The organism is Nostoc sp., from assembly GCF_036917395.1.
Lineage (GTDB): Bacteria > Cyanobacteriota > Cyanobacteriia > Cyanobacteriales > Nostocaceae > Nostoc.
On the sequence record NZ_JBALDI010000042.1, the window covers coordinates 111,142 to 130,068 of the forward strand.

The 18,927-nt window shown below is 43.0% G+C and carries 20 protein-coding genes and 1 pseudogene; 14 read left to right on the top strand and 7 right to left on the bottom strand.

Going from position 1 to position 18,927, the window contains the following annotated elements:
- Positions 1-438 precede the first annotated feature (438 nt).
- From V7K46_RS15005 to pstB, 4 genes and pseudogenes are all read left to right on the top strand, one after another.
- A pseudogene (locus tag V7K46_RS15005) lies at positions 439-1,299 on the top strand (sulfate ABC transporter substrate-binding protein); the annotation flags it as partial.
- Positions 1,280-2,107, top strand: coding sequence for a phosphate ABC transporter permease subunit PstC (gene pstC, locus V7K46_RS15010; RefSeq protein ID WP_335114358.1), 828 nt, complete (start codon positions 1,280-1,282; stop codon positions 2,105-2,107). The pseudogene V7K46_RS15005 and the gene pstC, both read left to right, overlap by 20 nt.
- Positions 2,108-2,113: 6 nt before the next feature.
- Complete coding sequence (gene pstA, locus V7K46_RS15015) at positions 2,114-3,013, top strand: phosphate ABC transporter permease PstA (protein ID WP_335114360.1); 900 nt, start codon at positions 2,114-2,116, stop codon at positions 3,011-3,013.
- A 51-nt stretch (positions 3,014-3,064) separates the two neighbouring features.
- On the top strand, positions 3,065-3,892 hold the full coding sequence (gene pstB / locus V7K46_RS15020; RefSeq protein WP_335114362.1) for a phosphate ABC transporter ATP-binding protein PstB: 828 nt from the start codon (positions 3,065-3,067) through the stop codon (positions 3,890-3,892).
- 963 nt (positions 3,893-4,855) lie between these two features.
- Here pstB and V7K46_RS15025 read toward each other — a convergent pair.
- The 3 genes from V7K46_RS15025 to V7K46_RS15035 all read right to left on the bottom strand — a co-directional run bounded on the left by V7K46_RS15025 (position 4,856) and on the right by V7K46_RS15035 (position 6,829).
- Complete coding sequence (locus V7K46_RS15025; RefSeq protein WP_335114364.1) at positions 4,856-5,632, bottom strand: hypothetical protein; 777 nt, start codon at positions 5,630-5,632, stop codon at positions 4,856-4,858.
- A gap of 406 nt (positions 5,633-6,038) precedes the next feature.
- The gene (locus V7K46_RS15030; RefSeq protein ID WP_335114366.1) at positions 6,039-6,224 is read right to left on the bottom strand and encodes a hypothetical protein; all 186 of its coding nucleotides are present in this window, start codon (positions 6,222-6,224) and stop codon (positions 6,039-6,041) included.
- A 173-nt stretch (positions 6,225-6,397) separates the two neighbouring features.
- Complete coding sequence (locus V7K46_RS15035) at positions 6,398-6,829, bottom strand: hypothetical protein (RefSeq protein WP_335114368.1); 432 nt, start codon at positions 6,827-6,829, stop codon at positions 6,398-6,400.
- Between the two features lie 534 nt (positions 6,830-7,363).
- On the opposite strand from V7K46_RS15035, the gene V7K46_RS15040 reads away from it, so the two are divergent.
- Together V7K46_RS15040 and V7K46_RS15045 are read left to right on the top strand one after the other, a co-directional pair.
- Positions 7,364-7,609, top strand: a complete 246-nt coding sequence (locus V7K46_RS15040) for a hypothetical protein (protein WP_335114370.1) — start codon at positions 7,364-7,366, stop codon at positions 7,607-7,609.
- A gap of 81 nt (positions 7,610-7,690) precedes the next feature.
- The gene (locus tag V7K46_RS15045; protein WP_335114372.1) at positions 7,691-9,790 is read left to right on the top strand and encodes a single-stranded-DNA-specific exonuclease RecJ; all 2,100 of its coding nucleotides are present in this window, start codon (positions 7,691-7,693) and stop codon (positions 9,788-9,790) included.
- 78 nt (positions 9,791-9,868) lie between these two features.
- Here V7K46_RS15045 and psb30 read toward each other — a convergent pair whose 3' ends face one another.
- Positions 9,869-10,012 carry a photosystem II reaction center protein Ycf12/Psb30 gene (gene psb30 / locus V7K46_RS15050; protein WP_190939758.1) on the bottom strand — a complete coding sequence of 48 codons (144 nt, stop codon included), beginning with the start codon at positions 10,010-10,012 and terminating at the stop codon, positions 9,869-9,871.
- A 350-nt stretch (positions 10,013-10,362) separates the two neighbouring features.
- On the opposite strand from psb30, the gene V7K46_RS15055 reads away from it, so the two are divergent.
- The 6 genes from V7K46_RS15055 to V7K46_RS15080 all read left to right on the top strand — a co-directional run bounded on the left by V7K46_RS15055 (position 10,363) and on the right by V7K46_RS15080 (position 14,985).
- Complete coding sequence (locus V7K46_RS15055; protein ID WP_335114374.1) at positions 10,363-10,992, top strand: hypothetical protein; 630 nt, start codon at positions 10,363-10,365, stop codon at positions 10,990-10,992.
- Between the two features lie 55 nt (positions 10,993-11,047).
- Complete coding sequence (locus V7K46_RS15060) at positions 11,048-11,560, top strand: hypothetical protein (RefSeq protein WP_335114376.1); 513 nt, start codon at positions 11,048-11,050, stop codon at positions 11,558-11,560.
- Between the two features lie 286 nt (positions 11,561-11,846).
- A complete protein-coding gene (locus V7K46_RS15065) occupies positions 11,847-12,068 on the top strand; it encodes a hypothetical protein (protein ID WP_335114378.1) in 222 nt (73 codons plus the stop codon).
- A 7-nt stretch (positions 12,069-12,075) separates the two neighbouring features.
- Complete coding sequence (locus V7K46_RS15070; protein WP_335114380.1) at positions 12,076-13,311, top strand: PrsW family intramembrane metalloprotease; 1,236 nt, start codon at positions 12,076-12,078, stop codon at positions 13,309-13,311.
- Between the two features lie 290 nt (positions 13,312-13,601).
- Positions 13,602-14,024, top strand: a complete 423-nt coding sequence (locus V7K46_RS15075) for a hypothetical protein (RefSeq protein WP_335114382.1) — start codon at positions 13,602-13,604, stop codon at positions 14,022-14,024.
- Positions 14,025-14,208: 184 nt separating this feature from the next.
- Positions 14,209-14,985, top strand: a complete 777-nt coding sequence (locus tag V7K46_RS15080) for a hypothetical protein (RefSeq protein WP_335114384.1) — start codon at positions 14,209-14,211, stop codon at positions 14,983-14,985.
- Positions 14,986-15,350: 365 nt separating this feature from the next.
- On the opposite strand, the gene V7K46_RS15085 is transcribed toward V7K46_RS15080, so the two are convergent.
- The 3 genes from V7K46_RS15085 to V7K46_RS15095 form a co-directional block, all read right to left on the bottom strand.
- A complete protein-coding gene (locus V7K46_RS15085; protein ID WP_335114386.1) occupies positions 15,351-15,566 on the bottom strand; it encodes a hypothetical protein in 216 nt (71 codons plus the stop codon).
- Positions 15,567-15,655: 89 nt separating this feature from the next.
- The gene (locus tag V7K46_RS15090; RefSeq protein ID WP_335114388.1) at positions 15,656-17,419 is read right to left on the bottom strand and encodes a mechanosensitive ion channel family protein; all 1,764 of its coding nucleotides are present in this window, start codon (positions 17,417-17,419) and stop codon (positions 15,656-15,658) included.
- A gap of 190 nt (positions 17,420-17,609) precedes the next feature.
- Positions 17,610-17,888: a hypothetical protein gene (locus tag V7K46_RS15095; RefSeq protein ID WP_335114389.1), complete on the bottom strand. Its 279-nt coding sequence runs from the start codon at positions 17,886-17,888 to the stop codon at positions 17,610-17,612.
- A 93-nt stretch (positions 17,889-17,981) separates the two neighbouring features.
- Between V7K46_RS15095 and V7K46_RS15100 the strand changes: the two genes are divergently transcribed.
- Both V7K46_RS15100 and V7K46_RS15105 read left to right on the top strand, forming a co-directional pair.
- Positions 17,982-18,332 (top strand): YkgJ family cysteine cluster protein, encoded by a 351-nt coding sequence (locus V7K46_RS15100; protein ID WP_335022658.1) that lies wholly within the window; start codon positions 17,982-17,984, stop codon positions 18,330-18,332.
- Between the two features lie 126 nt (positions 18,333-18,458).
- Entirely contained in the window at positions 18,459-18,887 is a 429-nt protein-coding gene (locus tag V7K46_RS15105) for a TMEM165/GDT1 family protein (protein WP_335114390.1), read from the top strand.
- Positions 18,888-18,927: the final 40 nt, after the last annotated feature.

Genomic DNA, 18,927 nt, shown 5'->3' on the forward strand with positions numbered 1-18,927 from the left:
AACTAGTGAAGATACTTATAGCTGTCTTACGAATTATATCGATTTTTCAGAATTGCCTAAGTCACCAACTCAACTAATGTTGGTTAAATCCCTAATCTCTGCTATTTATCATAATCCGAGATTCTGGGTCTGTGAAGTTGCAGTGGTCTTGCTCTTTTATGCACAAAAGGGGGAAAAATTTTCGCTTTTTCCCAATTCTTACCAACAAATTGTTGTGGCAATTCTATACACAAATAACCTATGTAGGCTGTAAATAAATCAGCTTTTTGGGGTTGGGCAGAACACAGAGCTTAGACTCTACTTTTGCTACTTTGATGATCAAATCCTGACTTAATAAAAAAAATTGCAGCCAGATGAGAACTAATGTTCTATATATCCTATAATTCTTTTAATTACGGTATTCGTCTAGAAATACCGTAGATTTAGGGGTGTATTCTGATGAGCAAGTCGCAACAACTGACACAATTAAGTAAATTCCTAACTGAGGGAATGCAGGCTTATGCCATGAAAGCTTTGCAGACTATACAATCGTATAAACAGACAATTAAAAGTTGGTTGAATGGACACACTGTGCAAAGCTTTGTGAGTCTGTTTTTAGTCAGTACTTTTTTGAGTATAGCAGTTGCCTCCTGCTCTGGAAGCAGTTCAGCTAGCAAAAATGATGTCAAGCTGAAACTCGTTTCTTTCTCTGTCACCAAAGCAGCTCATGACCAGATAATTCCCAAATTTATAGAAAAGTGGAAGCAAGAACATAACCAAAACGTCACATTTGAGCAAAGTTATGGGGGTTCTGGCGCTCAAGCGGCGGCTGTAATTGCTGGTTCGCAAGAAGCAGATATAGTACATTTGGCACTTCCTCTGGATGTCAGCAAAATTGCTCTTGCAGGTTTGATTAAATCGGGTTGGGAAACCAAAGCTCCGAGAAATGGTATTGTTAGTAAATCGGTTGCTGCGATCATCACCCGCGAAGGCAATCCCAAAGGCATCAATACTTGGGCAGACTTAGCAAAAGATGGCGTAAAAGTGATTGCTGCTAACCCAAAAACTTCTGGTATTGCTATCTGGGAATTCTTGGCTTTTTGGGGTTCCGTGAGTCTAACCGGAGGTGACGAAGCGACAGCGTTAGATTACGTCACTAAAGTTTATAAAAACACTCCTATTCTGACGAAAGATGCTCGTGAAGCTAGTAATTTATTTTTCCAACAAAATCAGGGTGATGTCTTAATCAACTACGAGAATGAAGTAATTTTAGCAGGAAAAAATGGGACAAAACTACCTTATGTTGTACCCCATTTTAACTACCTTTGGGATTGTTGTAATTATCTTTCAGGAGACATTCGGTTTTTTCCAAGGAGTTTCCTTTGCCCAATTTTTTCTTGATACTAAATGGACACCTCTATTTGCTGATAAACATTTTGGCGTTTGGCCATTGATTAATGGCACTTTCTTGACTACAGCTATTGCTATGGCAGTTGCTATTCCTTTAGGTTTATCTTCTGCTATTTATTTGAGTGAATATGCTGAACCTAAAGTTGCGGCAATTTTACGTCCAGCAGTGGAACTTTTGGCAGGAATACCAACGGTAGTATATGGTTACTTTGCGCTGTTGTTCCTTACACCATTGCTGCGAAATTTTATCCCTCTGGAAATATTCAACGCTTTGAGTGCGGGGTTAATGATGGGCGTAATGATTACTCCTACTGTTGGTTCTATCAGCTTAGATGCTATCCGAGCAGTTCCCCGTTCTTTGCGAGAAGGAGCTTATGCTTTAGGTATCACTAAACTAGAAACCATTTTTAAAGTAGTTCTACCAGCCGCACTTTCTGGAATCATAGCCTCAATTATTTTGGGTATTTCTCGCGCTGTAGGTGAAACAATGACTGTCCTCATCGCCGCCGGACAACAACCAAGACTAACTATTAATTTTGCGGAATCAATAGAAACAATGACAGCTTATATGGCACAAATTTCTGGTGGAGATAGTCCGCGTGGTAGTCTCAATTTCAAGACATTATATGCTGTAGGCGCTGTTCTGTTTCTACTTACCCTTGCTTTGAATATTGTTAGTTACTGGATTGCTAATCGCTTTAAAGAAAAATACGACTAAATAGATATGGCTACAAGTTATCAACAAGATGATTCTTTAGAATCTGCGGCAGAATTTACCGATAATGTTGAGAGTAGGGATAAATTAGGGAAAGTATTTGAAGTACTTTTTTTGTTAGGATTGCTAATTGGTTTATTTATCCTAGCATTGCTACTTTTTGATATTTTGAAAGATGGATTAGGCAGATTTTTATCACCCGGCTTTCTCACAGAAACTCCTTCTCGTTTTCCTGAGCAAGGTGGTATTCGTCCTGCGATTATCAGCAGTATGCTTTTAGGAGCTGTTGTGATTTTAGTAACTGTCCCAGTTGGTGTTGGAGCAGCTTTATATCTAGAAGAATATGCACCTAAAGCTTGGTGGACAGCGATTATTGAGATTAATATCAGTAATCTGGCGGGTGTGCCTTCTATTGTCTATGGATTGCTGGGTTTAGGAGTTTTCAATTATTTGCTTGGGTTTGGCCCCGCTTTGATTTCCGGTGCATTAACTTTATCTTTGTTGTCTTTACCAGTAATTATTGTGACAGCTAGAGAAGCAATTCGCGCTGTCCCAGATTCCCTGAGAAATGCTTCTTACGGATTAGGTGTCACAAAATGGCGAACTATCAGCAGTCACGTGTTGCCCTATGCTGTTCCTGCTATTTTGACGGGGGTAATTATCTCTATATCCCGCGCTATTGGTGATGCAGCCTCTCTGATTGTTGTAGGTGCTGTGGGTTTTCTCACCTTTAACCCTGGTTTGTTTCAGAGATTTATGGCATTACCCATTCAAATTTATAGTTATATCACTCGTCCGGAACCGGGTTTTGCTAGTGCAGCAGCAGCAACAATTATTGCGTTGTTAATCTTGATTTTAGTTTTAAATGGTGTGGCAATTTATATTCGACAACGCTTCTCAATAAATTAGGTAATTAAATATCTAATTGGATACATTCACGGATATTAGGAGAACAGCCAAATGACTTATAGCAATAGTAGAAGTCAATCAGATAGTGCCACAATCGACCAAGACAAGGGTGTATTCAATGTTGAAGGTGTGAAGGTCTACTATGGGGGATTTTTGGCACTTTTAGATGTTTATATAAAGATTCCTGAAAAGCAAATTATTGCTTTTATTGGGCCTTCAGGATGTGGTAAAAGTACCTTACTGCGTTGCTTCAACCGGATGAATGATTTAATCCCTGGAGCTAAGGTAGAAGGGAGACTGAATTATCGCGATCGCAATATTTACGATCCGAAGATAAATTCTGTAAAATTACGCCGCCAAGTCGGAATGGTTTTTCAAAGACCGAATCCTTTCCCCAAATCAATATACGAAAATATTTCCTTTGGGCCGCGTGCTAACGGTTATAAAGGTAACATCGATGAATTGGTGGAAGATTCCCTCAGACGCGCTGCTATCTGGGATGAAGTCAAAGACAAACTCAAAGAGAAGGGAACTGCATTATCTGGCGGACAACAGCAACGACTTTGCATTGCAAGAGCGATCGCCATGAAGCCAGATGTATTATTGATGGATGAACCATGTTCTGCTCTCGATCCAATTTCTAGCCGCCAAGTCGAAGAACTCTGCTTAGAACTCAAGCAGCAATACACCATCATTATGGTGACACACAATATGCAGCAAGCTTCTAGAGTGGCAGATTTCACGGCTTTCTTCAATACAGAAATTGACGAGCATGGCAAACGTCGCGGAAAATTAGTTGAGTTTAATCCTACAGCGCAAATGTTCAGTTCTCCTCAAACCAAAGAAGCTGAGGATTATATCAGTGGACGCTTCGGTTAAAGAGACATAATAGCTTAGAGCTTTAATGTATGAAAAATTGCATATTTACTCGTGTACCCCTTTGAGGAAGCAAGGTTGGGCATAGTGTCTTTGATGAGCTTGCATTTCTCACAAAAACAAAAAAAGAGCGGTAATACCGTTTCACTTTAAGTCCCGATAAGCTAAACCATATCTAGTTTGCATAATCTGAAATTGTACATTTCTTATGGCGTTGGCGACACGAGCGCCCAATATATGCAAGTTAAATGTGGAACAGCTTAGAAATACCTTGGTAAGGTAGCACAGCTGTGCTACCTTACTGTAAATCATCTACATATATCAAGATTTTCATGAAATGGGATAAAAACTGCCTAAATCAAGTGTGAACAATGATTTGCAACAAGTTTTTTCATGAAATTTTTTGAAAAGTGGCAAAGAACGACATACCCCAACCTCAATGTTCGCGCAGTGTTACGAATAGTGGCAATAAGGCATTACCAATTAGAGAAAGTCCTATAATTCCTAGAGTTGTAGACCTATTTTTTTGCAAGTATGACTTAATCATTATTGAAAATCCTATTCGTATCCTTCACAATTTATATACGTCTCAGAGTTATTCTGTGCTGCAAGTGGTGAATAAATTTTTATAGAGGCTTACATTAAACCAATTAAAATAGCGATCGCGAAAAAGACTCCTCCGGAGGCGGTTAGCATTTGTTTCATAAGTTTGGCTCCCAATATTCTGAATAAAATATGCTTATTCAAATATTCAAATGAAGAGAATATAATTAGCCTGATAATCAGGCTAATTATGAATATGCTGATGGTAAGTTAAAGATTGGATTTCAGCTTTACCCAAAGCGTACAAAATATTCAATATATACTAACAACGGTTAAAAATTAGACTTATTAAATAGCCATTAGCCTCTATTTTGTTAGTTTTTGGCTAATAGCTAATAGCTAACCGCTCGGAGTATAGAAGCTTTATCGACAATCGGAACTATGACAGCTTCCGTAAAGACCATTATTACCACCAATTGGTTCAATGGGAGCAGAAGCGGGCTGAGGTTGTTCGGGCAGTCGCTGGCGCTCGTTAATCCTTTGTTGCTCTCGTAATTCTTCGAGATCGTTACGTTCTGGTGACGCTTGTGAACTACTTCCACTACCACCGTTTAAAAATTCTGCAAACAGGCCTAACATAAACAAATTTGCTTCTGCTTGCTTTTTTTTGATTGCCTGCTGTTGTTTGATATAAGCTTGTTTTTGTTCTGGAGACAGACTCTCAAAATACTGTCTTCTTCTTTCAGCTTCCTGAATTTGTCTTTCTGTAGCCGCTTTGCGAGCTGCTTGAAGTTCTTCTTGTCTTCTTTTCCTTTCTTCCTGGCGTGCTTGACGTTCTTGTAATCTTTGTTCCCGCTCTCGTTGCTGCATCTCAAGTCTTATTCTCTTTTCTTCTAATCTTCGTTCCCGCTCTCTTCGCTGTGTGTCACGCCTTTCTATTGTGTCTCTTGTTTTATCTACGTCATTAATAAAATTTGTGACATCACCAAACAATCCTGCAACTATTATCCCTTGGGGATTTATTTGATAGTCTAATTTTTGTTTTGATAACTCTGTATTCTGGTATTTAGATACTGCTAAGACAGGATTTATGTTGGCAAGGACAATCAGGAAAAGTGAGAATTTAGAAAATGTTTTACTCATGCCTGTGAAAGGAATAAATAAAGACTTAGAGTGTTTGGTATTTTGAGTAGTCAGCATAATTGCAGTTTTTGGGAACTTGGATAATTGTCAAAAAACTAAAAAATTTTCATTGCGCTTAATATCAGGTTAATAATTGCACAATTTGTTGGCGATTTGGTCATCATTTAAATTGATAACCTAGATTTGCAAATGTTCTAGTTCGTACATGAATAGAGGTTTGTTCATGCTGCAAAAAACGGCGGCTTTACCAAGCAATAGTCGGCGTTTAGGGAAAGACATTTTCATATTTGATTGTGGGTTTTTCTGTGAATAGCATCAATGAAGCTTGAGGCTTACACCAGACCAACTAAAATAGCGATTGCACTATGCTGAATCTATATAAGTCTTGGAGTCATTCTGTATTGCAAACATCCAGAAAATTTCTGTTTAAGACTATACCAGTCCAACTAAAATAGCGATCGCACTAAACACTAAACTTAATTAAAGCTATGCTCCAATGAAATGTTGGACTTATTACAATCGGTTCTGGAGCCGTTGAATCAATGGTCAAGCAGATTGACTGGCGATTGAAGATTTTGGGAGTTATGTATCCAAAGCCCACAATCAGCATGACTTTTTGCCGTTCTCTGCCAACTAACTTACCTTCCATATTCACTCGTCTTCAACGTTATGGTCAATCCAACGAACGACGAACAGGAAAAATAAAGAAATAAAGAAAATGCTACATGAAAATCAAGGAGTCAGGGGATTAGTACTACTGATCTCAAACACGTGATCGACAAGAGAACACCAAAAAAACTAATTAGAACCGTCAGAATTAAACTACTCAATGCCAACAAAGCTGAGAGCATAAAACCACCGACTTCTCGAAAAAGCTTTAGTATTTTGTCGCCAAACGTCATAGGCGGTAGCAATCCGCAAAAGCCCTTGAAATTCAGCGATGTTATTGAGTCTGTGAAGACGTTTTTTGACGGGTTCTAGCTCTGATTTTTTCAGTGTCAAATTTCCTTCAGTGTCGAAAGCTTGACGAGGATTAAAAATTTCCTGGGGAATGTTAGAGATGTCTGCTTTTGAAGTTCTCCACTTTAAGTAGAGTTCCGGAAGTTGCTGTGCGTAAATTGTCGTCGTTGCATTGGATTTGAACTCCATTAAGAACATGCGATCGCCACTAAGCTCAAAAAACAGCCCCCTCAATCTGAGAAAAATAGTTACGAGTGTCATAATTACAAACGGACGTGTCTTGACGCGAATCATGCAATGTCCTCTGTAAGCCGCAAACAGAGGCATCCAGAGAAACAGGGAAGGATACATTATAAGGTGAGGGTAAAGTCGGGCGTAAAGCGTTAAGGTTTCGCAGTGTCATTAAGCATACGATAACTCCCACTATTATTTATACGAAGAATTATCAGATCATGCTGCAAGTAAATTGAGTAAATCACACCAGGTTTTCAATTTCTTATAGCAATCCGGTTTAATTCCTAAAATCACTCGTAGAGGTAGGGAACAGGAAACATGGAAGAACTAATCAGCTTAATTCAGGAAAATATGCTGAAGCTTGACAGTACTTAATTAAAGTAGAATTCGTTTTAAATATTTATACTGTGTATTATTTTTAATCCTCTATCATTTGCTTTAGTTGCAGCTACCGTTTTAGTAGCATCAGTCAATAACCCCAGTGCTACCTTAGCTCGAACTTGTGCGTCTAAGTGTGGGTCGCACCCAATTCAGTTTACACCTGGGCAACACATCCGGGTTAAAGTCGTAAATAGCACACCTAACCTGATAAAAATGCAAAAACCCTCTGGGACTGATGCAATATCCTTGAGTTCAGGGCAGAAATTAAATTTAGAACAAATAGAAGGTACAGAACCAAATACATCTTTGATATTTTGGAGTGAAAAGGGTTTATCACTACAAGCAATTGTCTCGAAACCTAACTTTGGCACATTGCGCCTTGAACTCCGTCCGACTTCGCGCTCTCCGGGCGATCGCTCGTTATATATTATGGATGATGGCAGGATAAACGTGTTTTAGATAGTAAATAATGTTATTAGTAATGAGTTAAGAAACAACTTTCAATTCAACACTCATAACTAAAAACTCCTAACTTTTATTGTGCTAGACCGACCTGTATCTGAACTCTCAAAACCTAGCAGGCGCTTACCTAATCAGCGCTGGCAAATTTATCCGCAGAAACCAGAATTTGCCCAAAAGCTGGCGGTTTTGACTAATATTTCCCCCATTATCAGCCAGTTGTTGATTAATCGGGGTATGGAAACACCAGAACAGGTACAAGCATTTTTAGCTCCAGAGTCTTTAGTCTTACCTTCGCCGTTGGAAGAATTCCCAGATTTGGCGATTAGTTTGGAGTTGTTGCAAAATGCGATCGCCTCTCAAACAAAAATTGCTATTTGCGGTGATTACGATGCTGATGGAATGACTAGCACTGCTCTACTTTTGCGTAGTCTCCGCACTTTAGGCGCACAAGTAGATTATGCTATCCCCAGCCGGATGCACGAAGGTTACGGTATTAATAAACGCATAGTTGAAGAATTTCATAGCGAAGGTGTAGGATTAATTCTGACTGTAGATAATGGCATATCTGCGTTTGAACCAGTTGCTAGAGCTAGAGAACTTGGTCTTGCAGTTATTATCACCGATCACCATGATATCCCCCAAAAATTACCGCCAGCTAACGCTATCCTCAACCCCAAACTGATAGCTGAATCCTCACCTTATCGGGGTGTTGCTGGTGTTGGTGTTGCCTACATTTTGGCAGTGTCTCTAGCACAACAACTAGGGGAGACTAAAGGCTTGATCCAGCCGATGCTAGCACTATTTACACTGGGAACGATCGCAGATTTAGCTCCCTTAACTGGCGTGAATCGCCGTTGGGTGAAGCGCGGTTTACAGCATTTACCCAAATCCAACTTGGCTGGGGTGCAGGCGTTGATTCAGGTAGGCGGCGTGCGGGCGCGGGGAGCAGGGGAGCAGGGGAGCAAGGGAGAAAATCCAAAATCCAAAATCCAAAATCCAAAATCCCTCAAGCCTGAAGACATCGGGTTTCGCCTGGGGCCACGAATTAATGCTATTGGTCGGATTGGTAATCCCCAGACTGTGATTGAATTGCTGACTACAGATGATATGGGGGTGGCGCTAGAAAGAGCAATGCAGTGCGAACAAATCAACGCCTCTCGTCAGGAGATGTGTGAGCAAATTGAACAAGAAGCGATCGCTTATGTAGAGACAGAATTTGTTGCGTCTCTACAAAAAGACCGTGTATTAATTGTTGTTCAACCCAATTGGCATCACGGTGTTATTGGTATCGTCGCCTCCCGCTTGGTGGAACGCTACGGTGTTCCCGTATTTATCGGTACTTATGAGGATGAGGAACATATACGCGGTTCAGCACGCTCAATTCCAGAGTTTCATGTATTTGAAGCTTTGGAATATTGTCACGATTTACTAGGGAAATTTGGCGGACACAAAGCAGCCGGAGGATTCTCTCTACCAGCAGAGAATTTACAGGTGTTGCGATCGCGTTTGATTGAGTTTGCTAACCAGTGTCTTCAACCCCAGCATCTCAAGCCTCTCTTAAAAATTGATGCCAAAGTCAACCTCAATCAAATCAATCAGCAGCTTTATCAACAGCTTAATGCTCTACACCCCTGCGGTATGGACAACCCCGATCCAGTTTTTTGGACACCTAATGTTCAAGTGGTTGAGCAAAAAATCGTTGGTAAGGGTCACATTAAACTGACAATTGCTCAAACTATTGATAATCAGGAGTACAAAATTAAAGCGATCGCTTGGCGTTGGGGCGACTATTTCCGCTTACCATCGCGAGTCGATGTCGCTTACAAACTGCGAGAAAATTACTTTAACGGTAACACCACCATCGAGCTAGAGTTAATAGGTGTTAGACTGCCAATTCAGGTTCAACAATTTTTTGCTTCGCCACCTAGCCCATCAAGCACAACTTTTGAATACAACAAGCGACATTATGCTTGTGGTTTCTATAAAAACGGTATTGAAGCAGAATTAAGAATTAAAAATTCTGAAGGCAAAGTTTTAGCCATGCAGCCAGGACATACAATCGGTTTGCTGGGCACTAATCGTCAAAACGCCAAAGAAGTTGATATTTCTCAACCACAGTATGACAGTATTATTCAAGTTGCCCTTCAGGCGTTATCAATGCTGAGTGCTGAGTTATGAGTTATGAATTATGAATTATGAATTAACTTCTCATTCCTAACTCTTAACTATCAACTCCTTAGTCAGCACTCAGCACTATTATAGGTTGCCGTTGCGAAATGCCAGCAAAAAGATTACCGCTGGCCCAGCAATCACAATTAGCGCCACGGACAGCAATTGGAAAATAACTTCCCAATTGATACTGGTAAAAGCGTTAAACAAGTCAGACACGGCGTCAAACATTTTTCCTCTTCTCCTCCCAATTGTCTTGAAAAATTCAATAACTTAGTTACAAAACCCGCAATCGATCATATCTGGTCATGGCCTGCTAGATTTAATTTACTTAACAAAATTATAAGAAAAGACATAAAAACGAAAAATAAGGGGATGGGGCACTTGTACTGAGCGTACCCCTACGGGGAAGCAAGCTACACGTAGCGTCTCGTAGAGAAGTCAAAGTGTTGGGCATTGGAAATTAATTTCTCCCTTGTCCCCCTTGTCCATTTAAGAAGGGTTTGCAAATGTCAACTAGCAAACGTACATTTAGGGGATGATATAAAATGTCATCTTCGTTGTCATAACTTAGGAGTTTTATGGCGATCAAATCTTCAAATTCGTTTTTAGCGGTAGCATTAGCGATCGCTTCAGTAAGTTTTCCCGTATCTGTCAAAGCCGATACCGTGAATGCCCGTTGCGATGTCTACCCAAAAGGACAAGACCGCGCCACATCCTCTGCTCCCTGTTCGTTTTCCCAACGGCAGGGGGCGGTTAGCATTCAACTGAAAAATGGTCGTAGCTATGACCTTCGCCCTGTGGGTAATCAACCCGGCAATTATCGCGATCAAAATGGTCGTGCTGCCTATCGACAAGCTGGACTGGGCGACAAGGGACAGATTTATCGCTTTGCCACTGAGTCGATTTATGTCTATTGGAATACATCTGGCAACGGACAAAACTCAGGTAACACAAATGGTAATACTGCTGCTAGGCGTCAGCCTGAAGTGGGTACTACCGTTCCTCGGTTGCGTGATTTAGTGGGGGCAAGGGCGGGACAGGCAGAAAACACAGTCAAAGAACGGGGCTATCGATGGGTCAAGAATGATAATTCGGGCTACGGCTATTGGCTAGAAGGCAAAACCAACTACTGTGTAACAATTAAAACAGACCAAGGACGCTACCAATCGATTATTTATACGGGCGGTCCAGTGGATTGTCAGAATTAGTTGTTATCTGGACAAACAATCTTTTAACCAACACCATATAAGCTGAATGCAACCAATGAAAAGCTTGCGAACATTAGCCCCTACTATTTTGGGTTTATTAACTCTTACAGTCACTCATCCTGTTAACGCTCAAGCAGTGATTGACACTTTAGACAACGGTAATCTGAGTGTGACTGGTATGAGATCAGGAAGTGGCTGCACTGTCCTTTTTAACCCTCAGGGAGAGATCATTCAACAGGGCCAATCCTGTCGTTCAACAGAAGTCCGTAAAGCCCAGACAGCGATCGATAGCTACCTGCAAGAACAACGTACATCTGACGATCACAATGGCAATAGACAGCCTGAAGCGGGTACTACCGTCTCTCGGTTGAGTGATTTAGTGGGGGCAAGGGCAGGACAGGCAGAAAACACAGTCAAAGAACGGGGCTATCGATGGGTCAAGAGTGATGATTCAGGCTACAGCTACTGGCTAGAAGGCGAAACCAACTACTGTGTAACAGTTAAAACAGACCAAGGACGCTACCAATCGATTATTTATACGGGCGGTCCAGTGGATTGTCAGAATTAGTTGTTATCTGGACAAACAATCCAATTTAGCAGGGCAACACATCATGTCAATAAGACTACTATATTTTCAATAAACCTAAAACTAATCTCATTAAGTTTTGTTTATTGACAAAGGATTAAGCGTTGGCGTAGCCCGCACTTCGACAAAGCTCAGTGACCACCGCAGGCATCGCTTTGAGGGTTGAAAAACAAATCAAACGAGAAATGCTGATTTTTTCGTTGATTCTTAACCTCAGTGGTGAGCAAGTATAATTTAGATGCGTTCGCCCTGTCCAATTTAGAGGCTCGTGCAGGGAAGCTTTGAAACTCAAGTTCGTGCTGCCTCCCGCTTCCCCAAAGTAGGTTGTTATGCAGCATCCTGCCGCCATCGGCAGCGATTTGAACGGGTGCAAGGTGCAATTTGTACAATCAAAAGCGGTTGGCTGGGTTCACAGCGACTTTATCAGCTTTGGCGATGGCGGCGAGTAGATATCACTCGAAGTTTTGGTCAAGTTTTGTTTCCATTATAAGATATCTATGTTGTTAACCAATCAAGCCAGACTTTTCTATGGTTCGCCCTTAAGTCGCCCCCGTAACGCTGTATTAATCAGCATTGTTTTGGCTGTATTAATTGCCATCAGCGCGTCATCCTTAATCAAACAATTCTCACGCGTTACCCCGGTTGCTTTCCAGGTCTTTTTCATTGCTGTGGCAGCGACAATCTTACTGACGCTTTTTACCCTGGCAATTTTGTGGTTTCTTGATCGCCGCGAACCAGAATCGAGGTGGCTTTACTTGATCGCAGTGCTGTGGGGCGCTCTGATTGCCACCGGGTTAGCCCTTCCGATTAGCGGCTATATGCACGCTGCTGTAGACAGCTATGTGAAAGTGCATCCCAATGTCCAGGCAATTCTTGGGGCTGATGCCGGAAAAATTCTGGGTGCTCCCATCGCAGCTCCACTGGTAGAAGATACCACCAAAGGGCTGGGGGTGTTACTGTTGTTCTGGTTGCTGCGGGCTGAATTTGATGGGGTTCGAGATGGCTTTATCTACGGTGCGCTAATAGGGCTTGGCTTCAACTTGTTTGAAGCCCCTTTGTTCGTGATGCGGACATTTATCCAAACTGGGGATGCGCCCTTGGCTTTCCAGCTAGGGGATCGGTTTGCTGTGTTTGGGCTAGATGGACATCCGCTCTATGCAGGGCTGTTTGGTATGGGACTGGGACTGGCTCGGCAAACCACCCGCCGCTGGTTGCGCTATGCAGCTCCGGTGGGAGGCTGGCTGTTGGGGTATTCGGCACATTTTCTCAATGATGCTCTCGTTCTAATAGTATACCTATACACCTTTATAACGACCGGGAAGCCACTTCATGTTGAATCAACGCCCGGAGATGTTTCCGAGATGACTCAATCCTTCTTCAGCGTGTGGGTCAGTCATAGTGCCTTGAGATTACTTGGCTTTTTCCCATTTTTTCTGATTGTCGGGGTGATGCTGTGGCAGAGTGGCATTTGGGAGCGGCAGGTGATTCGGGAAGGGTTGGCAGATGAGACCGAACCTGTGATTACGCCAGAAGAATATGAACAGGTGAAGGGCGATCGCATCTTCAGAACGCGCCGCATTCCCCATCTCAAGGGGCGCACCTCAAGGGCGATCGTGCGGGCGCAAAACGAACTGGCAATTCGTAAATGGCGGGTGAAGCACATTGGGCAATCTGTGGAGAGCGATCCACTGGTCGCCTCTTGGCGAGATGAGCTGCTGCGATTGCGAGGTTAGCGATCGCTTTACTCATTGCCTTCCACAGTTAGCCTCGCTCAGATTCTATTGCGCGTCGTTCGGTGAGTGCTGCTGTGCTTACTGTATGCTGCCTAGCAGTCAAATAGTATGTTAAGGGACACCCCCTATTCACCAAAAGCGCGTAATAAACTAAAAACCATGAAACGCGACAAATTCTGATGATGGTGAGTTCGCTAGTGATGCCACCTTGACTAATCAAGCTGAGACGTTGTTCTATATTACATCAGAGCAAAAAACTAATTCAGTTGTTGTAACGGAGAAACTATCACATGAAAAACTTTGCCTTAGCTTCTACTCAAAAGATTTTTGCCGCAGTAGCCATCACTGCATCGCTCACATTTGGCATTGCTGCGCCCTCACTGGCTCAGGCGCATACGGTCGTGCATTTTTCCCGTGGTAACGATAATGGTTATGTGCGTTCTTCGATCAGGGGCGAGCAATACCACGACTATATTCTGGGTGCAAAGGCGGGGCAGAAGATATCGGTTTCGTTGATCACCAAAGGAACCGCATACTTCAACATTCTTGCACCAGGCGGCAACCGAGCAATCTATAACAGTTCAACATCAGGCAACGACGGAAGCGTTCAATTGCCACGCAATGGTGATTACACCGTTCGTGTGTATCTCATGGGGAATGCCAAAAACAGAAATCAAACTGTTCCATTTGAGCTGTCAGTTGGCATTCAGTGATTGTTGCTCCATTTATTAACCCGGCAGGTGTTGTGACTACAGGGGTTGGGGAATGAACCATTTCAAGGATTTTGCACCATAAAACGCCTTGAGAAAATTTTCCTAACCCCTGCTGTGCGATCGCTGTAAGTGCGTTGCTTGGAAGCATTACTGATAATATACTTAAAACAATTCAGAGAGACTTATGTTGATGTTGAATTTCGCCAAGATAAGTAGATTGCATCGATTAGCGACTTTTGCTGTTTGTGGCATTCTCTTGAGTACCGCTTCCATTAAGACGGAAGATTCTTCAGTTTTGGCTCAAGAAATTAAACCCACTACTACTCCTTTTCTGATATCACAAACACGAGAACTCAGAGCAGAGTCAGGGCCGGATAATCGAGGTCGTTGGCGATTCTACAAGCCTGACAATGTCTCAGAGGATGCAATGCAAGCCGAAGGTTGCACTAACGTTGGTATTGGTGGTGCGAGTTGGCGCTGTCCTCGCCAGAAGATTAGGGTAGACGTGGATAATGATTCCCGTAGTCGTGATTCTCGCTACGATGATTCTCGTTATGAAGCCTATACACGGGAACTCAGAGCAGAGTCAGGACCGGATGATCGAGGTCGTTGGCGATTCTACAAGCCTGACAATGTCTCAGAAGATGCAATGCAAGCCGAAGGTTGCACTAACGTTGGTATTGGTGGTGCGAGTTGGCGCTGTCCTCGCCAGAAGATTAAGGTAGACGTGGATAATGATTCCCGTAGTCGTGATTCTCGCTACGATGATTCTCGTTATGGAGCCTCTACACGGGAACTCAGAGCAGAGTCAGGGCCGGATAATCGAGGTCGTTGGCGATTCTACAAGCCTGACAATGTCTCAGAGGATGCAATGCAAGCCGAAGGTTGCACTAACGTTGGTCTTGGTGGTGCGAGTTGGCGCTGTCCTCGCCAGAAGGTTAAGGTAGAAGTGAATAATTGATTCCTGTAGTCGTGATTCTCGATACGATGATTCTCGTTATGGAGGCTATACACGGGAACTCAGAGCAGAGTCAGGGCCGGATAATCATGGTCGTTGGCGATTCTACAAACCTGTCTCAGAGGATGCAATGCAAGCCGAAGGTGAAATGGTCGCTACGATCACGTCTGCACCAACACGAAGTCTTCACTGCTAAACGAGAAGGTCTTAATGCCATCGATGGAGCGAGTTTTCAACCTGCGAAGACATGAGTTTCGCTAAGACAAACACGAAACCCAACAGTACAGCAGACTAAAAACGAGTTCTGCCACTGCTCCAGTCGCCTGAATCGCAAGTACCACGGATAGGTATCGATCGCAGCTTGAGCTTTACCAATATTCTCTTGAACTACAGGAACGACCATTTTGAAGTAGCTCTCCTTGAGGGCTAAAAAGGACAGTGCAACCGCTTCCTCGCGTCATCCCCGTCACACTAAAATTACCGTTGTCTACAGTGTCAATTATCGCTTGAGCATTCACGGAATTCGCGACTGTAAGTGTAAGTAAACCCAGCGCGATCGGCGTTAAAGCCCACAATGTTTTCATTGTTATGTTAATTGTTGTTTTGAATAGATATAAATTGATTGGATCACTCTATCACCAAGAGGTTGAATGGTAGAGTCAGTTGACAATCCTCAATTTGCGTCAATTTGAATGTTGTTAGCTTCAAAGGCTTGCCGTACCCGTAGACGGAACTCTCGCCCAACACTCCATTGTTCCATAGGTGCCGTTTTAATCCAAACGCGCACTAACATACCCATGTGTGATAGGTCATCAATCCCCAACACTTGGGGCGATTCTAGCAGGCGATCGCGCCATTCTACTTCGCTATACAATTGTTTGCATACTTGCTTGAGAATCTCTAAAACCTGCTTGGGGTCGTTTTCATACGCCACTACAATAGAAAAGTCTACCCGTGACCAGAGACGGGTTAGATTGCTGACATTCATGATATTGCTATTGGGAATGGTAATTAATTTACCTTCGTTATTACGTAGTTGAGTCACCCGCAGGTTGAGATTTTCCACCAGTCCGCTTTTATCCCCAATCTCAATTACATCTCCCACAGCAAATTGATCCTCCATTAAAATCAAGCAGCCATTGACCAAATCTTTAATCAGACTTTGGGAACCAAGAGAAATGGCGATACCGATGACAGCGCCCCCTGCCAAAATTGAACTGGTGGGCATATTAAATGCGTTTAGAGACTTCAAGATACCCAAGGTAATGAAAACAAAGGTGATTAATCCTTTGAGTGCCCCGGAAACTGTTGCAGCTCGTAGCGCAATCCGTTGAGTTTCACTCAAAGGGAGAGAGGAATGGGTTGTCCAGACATCAGTGAGGCGGTCAATTAAGGTTTTACTGATCCGAATAACAAGACTGATGAAAAACCAAATAATCAGTAGCGCCAGGGGCCTGGCTAAAGCCTCCGTCCACCATCTCATGAGGTAGGGGACGCGAGACATGATGACCACAATCCCGATGTACCACATCAGAATAAATGCCCAAAACAGTAGCCATGTGAGCAGAGAATAGATCCCCAGTTGGCGCTTGAGGCTGAACTGTCGCTGGATCGTTTCTAGAAACTGCGATCGCTGATGGGCGATCGTGTCTGCATCTGTTTTCTTTTCGCCGGTCTCTATTGTGTGAATAGTTGTGGATGTTTCTGCCTCAGATCGCTTGACGACACCCTGTTTTACCGCAGCTTTCTGCTCTTGATGGCTAACTTGCAATGCCGTCTGTTTGCGAATTAAAGTTCGCCGCAGTAACCACAACACAACACTCCCCAATACTAAGCCGATGCTGATTTGCAATGCCTGCCCAATCCGTTGCCACAATACCTTATGCGAGAAGAGTGTATTAATACGTTCCACTTCTGCTTGTAATATTTTTTGCCACTCCTGCGCCAGTTCCTCCAGAGTTTTCCCGTGGTAGTCAGCATCTGGCTCTGTTACTGTCACCAGCCTTAAAGGACGGGTCGTTTGATCGTCACTGAGTTGGAGGATTGAATCCTGATTCAGAATGGCAATAGAAACCAGAGGAGTTTGTTTAGCTTTGTTAGTTCGGTCGAGCGCTCGCATCAGCCGTTGTGTAATTTCTTCGGCACGTACCTCTACTGGAAGAGATCCGTCTGGCGGTTGGCTACGATTAAAAACAGTGGGAGAGACAATCTCAAACAAGGAGTCTCTGTCTAAGGGTGAATACACAGACGCAATTTCATACATACCGAGGCGGGTAACACCCTTAGGTGGCTGGTGCGGGTCGTTGGAGGCTGCGGTAGGTAAGGAAGGCAGTTGACTGTGAGCGATCGCACTCCAACCAAGCACCATTGCGATCGTCATCACACTGACTAGCACAAACCGAATTATTGAACGGAGAAAGCGATTAAACAGGAACATATCTATGGTCAAGTGATTGAGTAACTGATATTAATGTCGGTCATCGTCCTACTTTAATTGCCTATAGCAATCCTAAATAAAATACAAATTAGTAGTATATTTATACCAAGATTAAGTTCTTTACCAATCACCAAGAATTTGATTGAAGACTCTCAGAAGGACACCGCCTGTAATGCAGCGTATCCCAATCTCAAAATACGCACGATCGCGCTTCTAAAAACACTTGGTAACAAGCCCATTTCGATCGCGGGAACTGATAAAGCAGTGTCTGTGATACAGATGTGGGCAAACAGGCACTAGCAGGATTAACAAATGGCACATTGATAGAATTTCCCAATTTCAGGCATGGCGCTCTTGTATTTTCGCAATGTGCTAGAGATGTAGGAGCCGCGTTTGTGATGAATCCCACTTCTTCTCCCAATGCAGCGTGCAGGGAAGCTTTGAAAACTAAGTTCGTGTAGGTTGTCATGGAGCATCCTGCTAAAGCCAATGTCAAAGACCGTGACCGATTCTAGATGATACGTTACTCGCCTAATCCCCAATCCCCACTCCCTAATCCAAAATGGCAACTTGGCAATGTGTAAAGCAATGTGGAGCCTGCTGTAATCTTGATCCAGCAGAGCGTCCAGATTTGGATGAGTATCTCTCTCCACCAGAACTAGAACTTTATCTCAGCATGGTAGGTGAAGGGGGATGGTGCGTTAATTTTGACCATACCACGCGAGAATGCCGCATTTACTCAGATCGTCCTCGTTTCTGCCGTGTGGAATCAGAAGTGTTTCAAGATATGTATGGGGTTGAACCAGAAGAAGTCAACGATTTTGCCATTGACTGCTGTCGCCAGCAAATAGAGGGAGTATATGGCGATCGCAGTTTGGAAATAATCCGCTTCAATAAAGCTGTTGGGTTGTGAAGAGGATGCAAGGACGCAAACACACCCGATAATTTTTTTGTCTTCATCTCTGGAGTTGCAATTTATTACAACAATCTGAGAATATGATAGAAATATGAAAGCAACCTACCAACAAAACTACTGCTCGTGAAACTTGACTCTGCTCCTTTGGACATTTCTGGGATATCTGAGACTGAAATTGAGCTAGAACTGAAAGACAGCACTGATTTTAACTTAACTCCAGCGATCGCCCAGCCAGTTCAGGCTGTAGTTGCGGATAGTCCTCAAAAGCAGCAATCAGTGGTGGTAGTTTTTGGTACAACTTTTGTAACTATTTTTCTAGCAGAAATTGGAGATAAGACTCAGCTATCCACGCTGTTAATGAGTGCACAATCTCATTCGCCGTGGGTCGTATTTATAGGATCTGCGGCTGCGTTGATAACCACCAGCTTATTAGGTGTGCTTTTAGGTAGTTGGATAGCCACTCGACTCAGCCCGAAAACTATAGAAAAATCAGCAGGCGTGATGTTGTTGGTGATTTCCCTAATGCTGTTTTGGGATATATTCCAAGGTTAGTTAGGAGACGCGACGCCAGTCGCTACAACGGGGGGAACCC

What these genes read in the sequence shown, in the direction of transcription:
- pstA (WP_335114360.1), top strand. Translation starts at nt 2,114, where the DNA reads ATGGCTACAAGTTATCAACAAGATGATTCTTTAGAATCTGCGGCAGAA.
- V7K46_RS15040 (WP_335114370.1), top strand. Translation starts at nt 7,364, where the DNA reads ATGCAAAAACCCTCTGGGACTGATGCAATATCCTTGAGTTCAGGGCAG.
- V7K46_RS15085 (WP_335114386.1), bottom strand. Translation starts at nt 15,566, where the DNA reads ATGAAAACATTGTGGGCTTTAACGCCGATCGCGCTGGGTTTACTTACA.
- pstC (WP_335114358.1), top strand. Translation starts at nt 1,280, where the DNA reads ATGTTGTACCCCATTTTAACTACCTTTGGGATTGTTGTAATTATCTTT.
- V7K46_RS15095 (WP_335114389.1), bottom strand. Translation starts at nt 17,888, where the DNA reads ATGACAACCTACACGAACTTAGTTTTCAAAGCTTCCCTGCACGCTGCA.
- V7K46_RS15080 (WP_335114384.1), top strand. Translation starts at nt 14,209, where the DNA reads ATGTTGATGTTGAATTTCGCCAAGATAAGTAGATTGCATCGATTAGCG.
- psb30 (WP_190939758.1), bottom strand. Translation starts at nt 10,012, where the DNA reads ATGTTTGACGCCGTGTCTGACTTGTTTAACGCTTTTACCAGTATCAAT.
- V7K46_RS15025 (WP_335114364.1), bottom strand. Translation starts at nt 5,632, where the DNA reads ATGCTGACTACTCAAAATACCAAACACTCTAAGTCTTTATTTATTCCT.
- V7K46_RS15060 (WP_335114376.1), top strand. Translation starts at nt 11,048, where the DNA reads ATGAAAAGCTTGCGAACATTAGCCCCTACTATTTTGGGTTTATTAACT.
- pstB (WP_335114362.1), top strand. Translation starts at nt 3,065, where the DNA reads ATGACTTATAGCAATAGTAGAAGTCAATCAGATAGTGCCACAATCGAC.
- V7K46_RS15055 (WP_335114374.1), top strand. Translation starts at nt 10,363, where the DNA reads ATGGCGATCAAATCTTCAAATTCGTTTTTAGCGGTAGCATTAGCGATC.
- V7K46_RS15030 (WP_335114366.1), bottom strand. Translation starts at nt 6,224, where the DNA reads ATGGAAGGTAAGTTAGTTGGCAGAGAACGGCAAAAAGTCATGCTGATT.
- V7K46_RS15070 (WP_335114380.1), top strand. Translation starts at nt 12,076, where the DNA reads ATGTTGTTAACCAATCAAGCCAGACTTTTCTATGGTTCGCCCTTAAGT.
- V7K46_RS15100 (WP_335022658.1), top strand. Translation starts at nt 17,982, where the DNA reads ATGGCAACTTGGCAATGTGTAAAGCAATGTGGAGCCTGCTGTAATCTT.
- V7K46_RS15035 (WP_335114368.1), bottom strand. Translation starts at nt 6,829, where the DNA reads ATGATTCGCGTCAAGACACGTCCGTTTGTAATTATGACACTCGTAACT.
- V7K46_RS15090 (WP_335114388.1), bottom strand. Translation starts at nt 17,419, where the DNA reads ATGTTCCTGTTTAATCGCTTTCTCCGTTCAATAATTCGGTTTGTGCTA.
- V7K46_RS15075 (WP_335114382.1), top strand. Translation starts at nt 13,602, where the DNA reads ATGAAAAACTTTGCCTTAGCTTCTACTCAAAAGATTTTTGCCGCAGTA.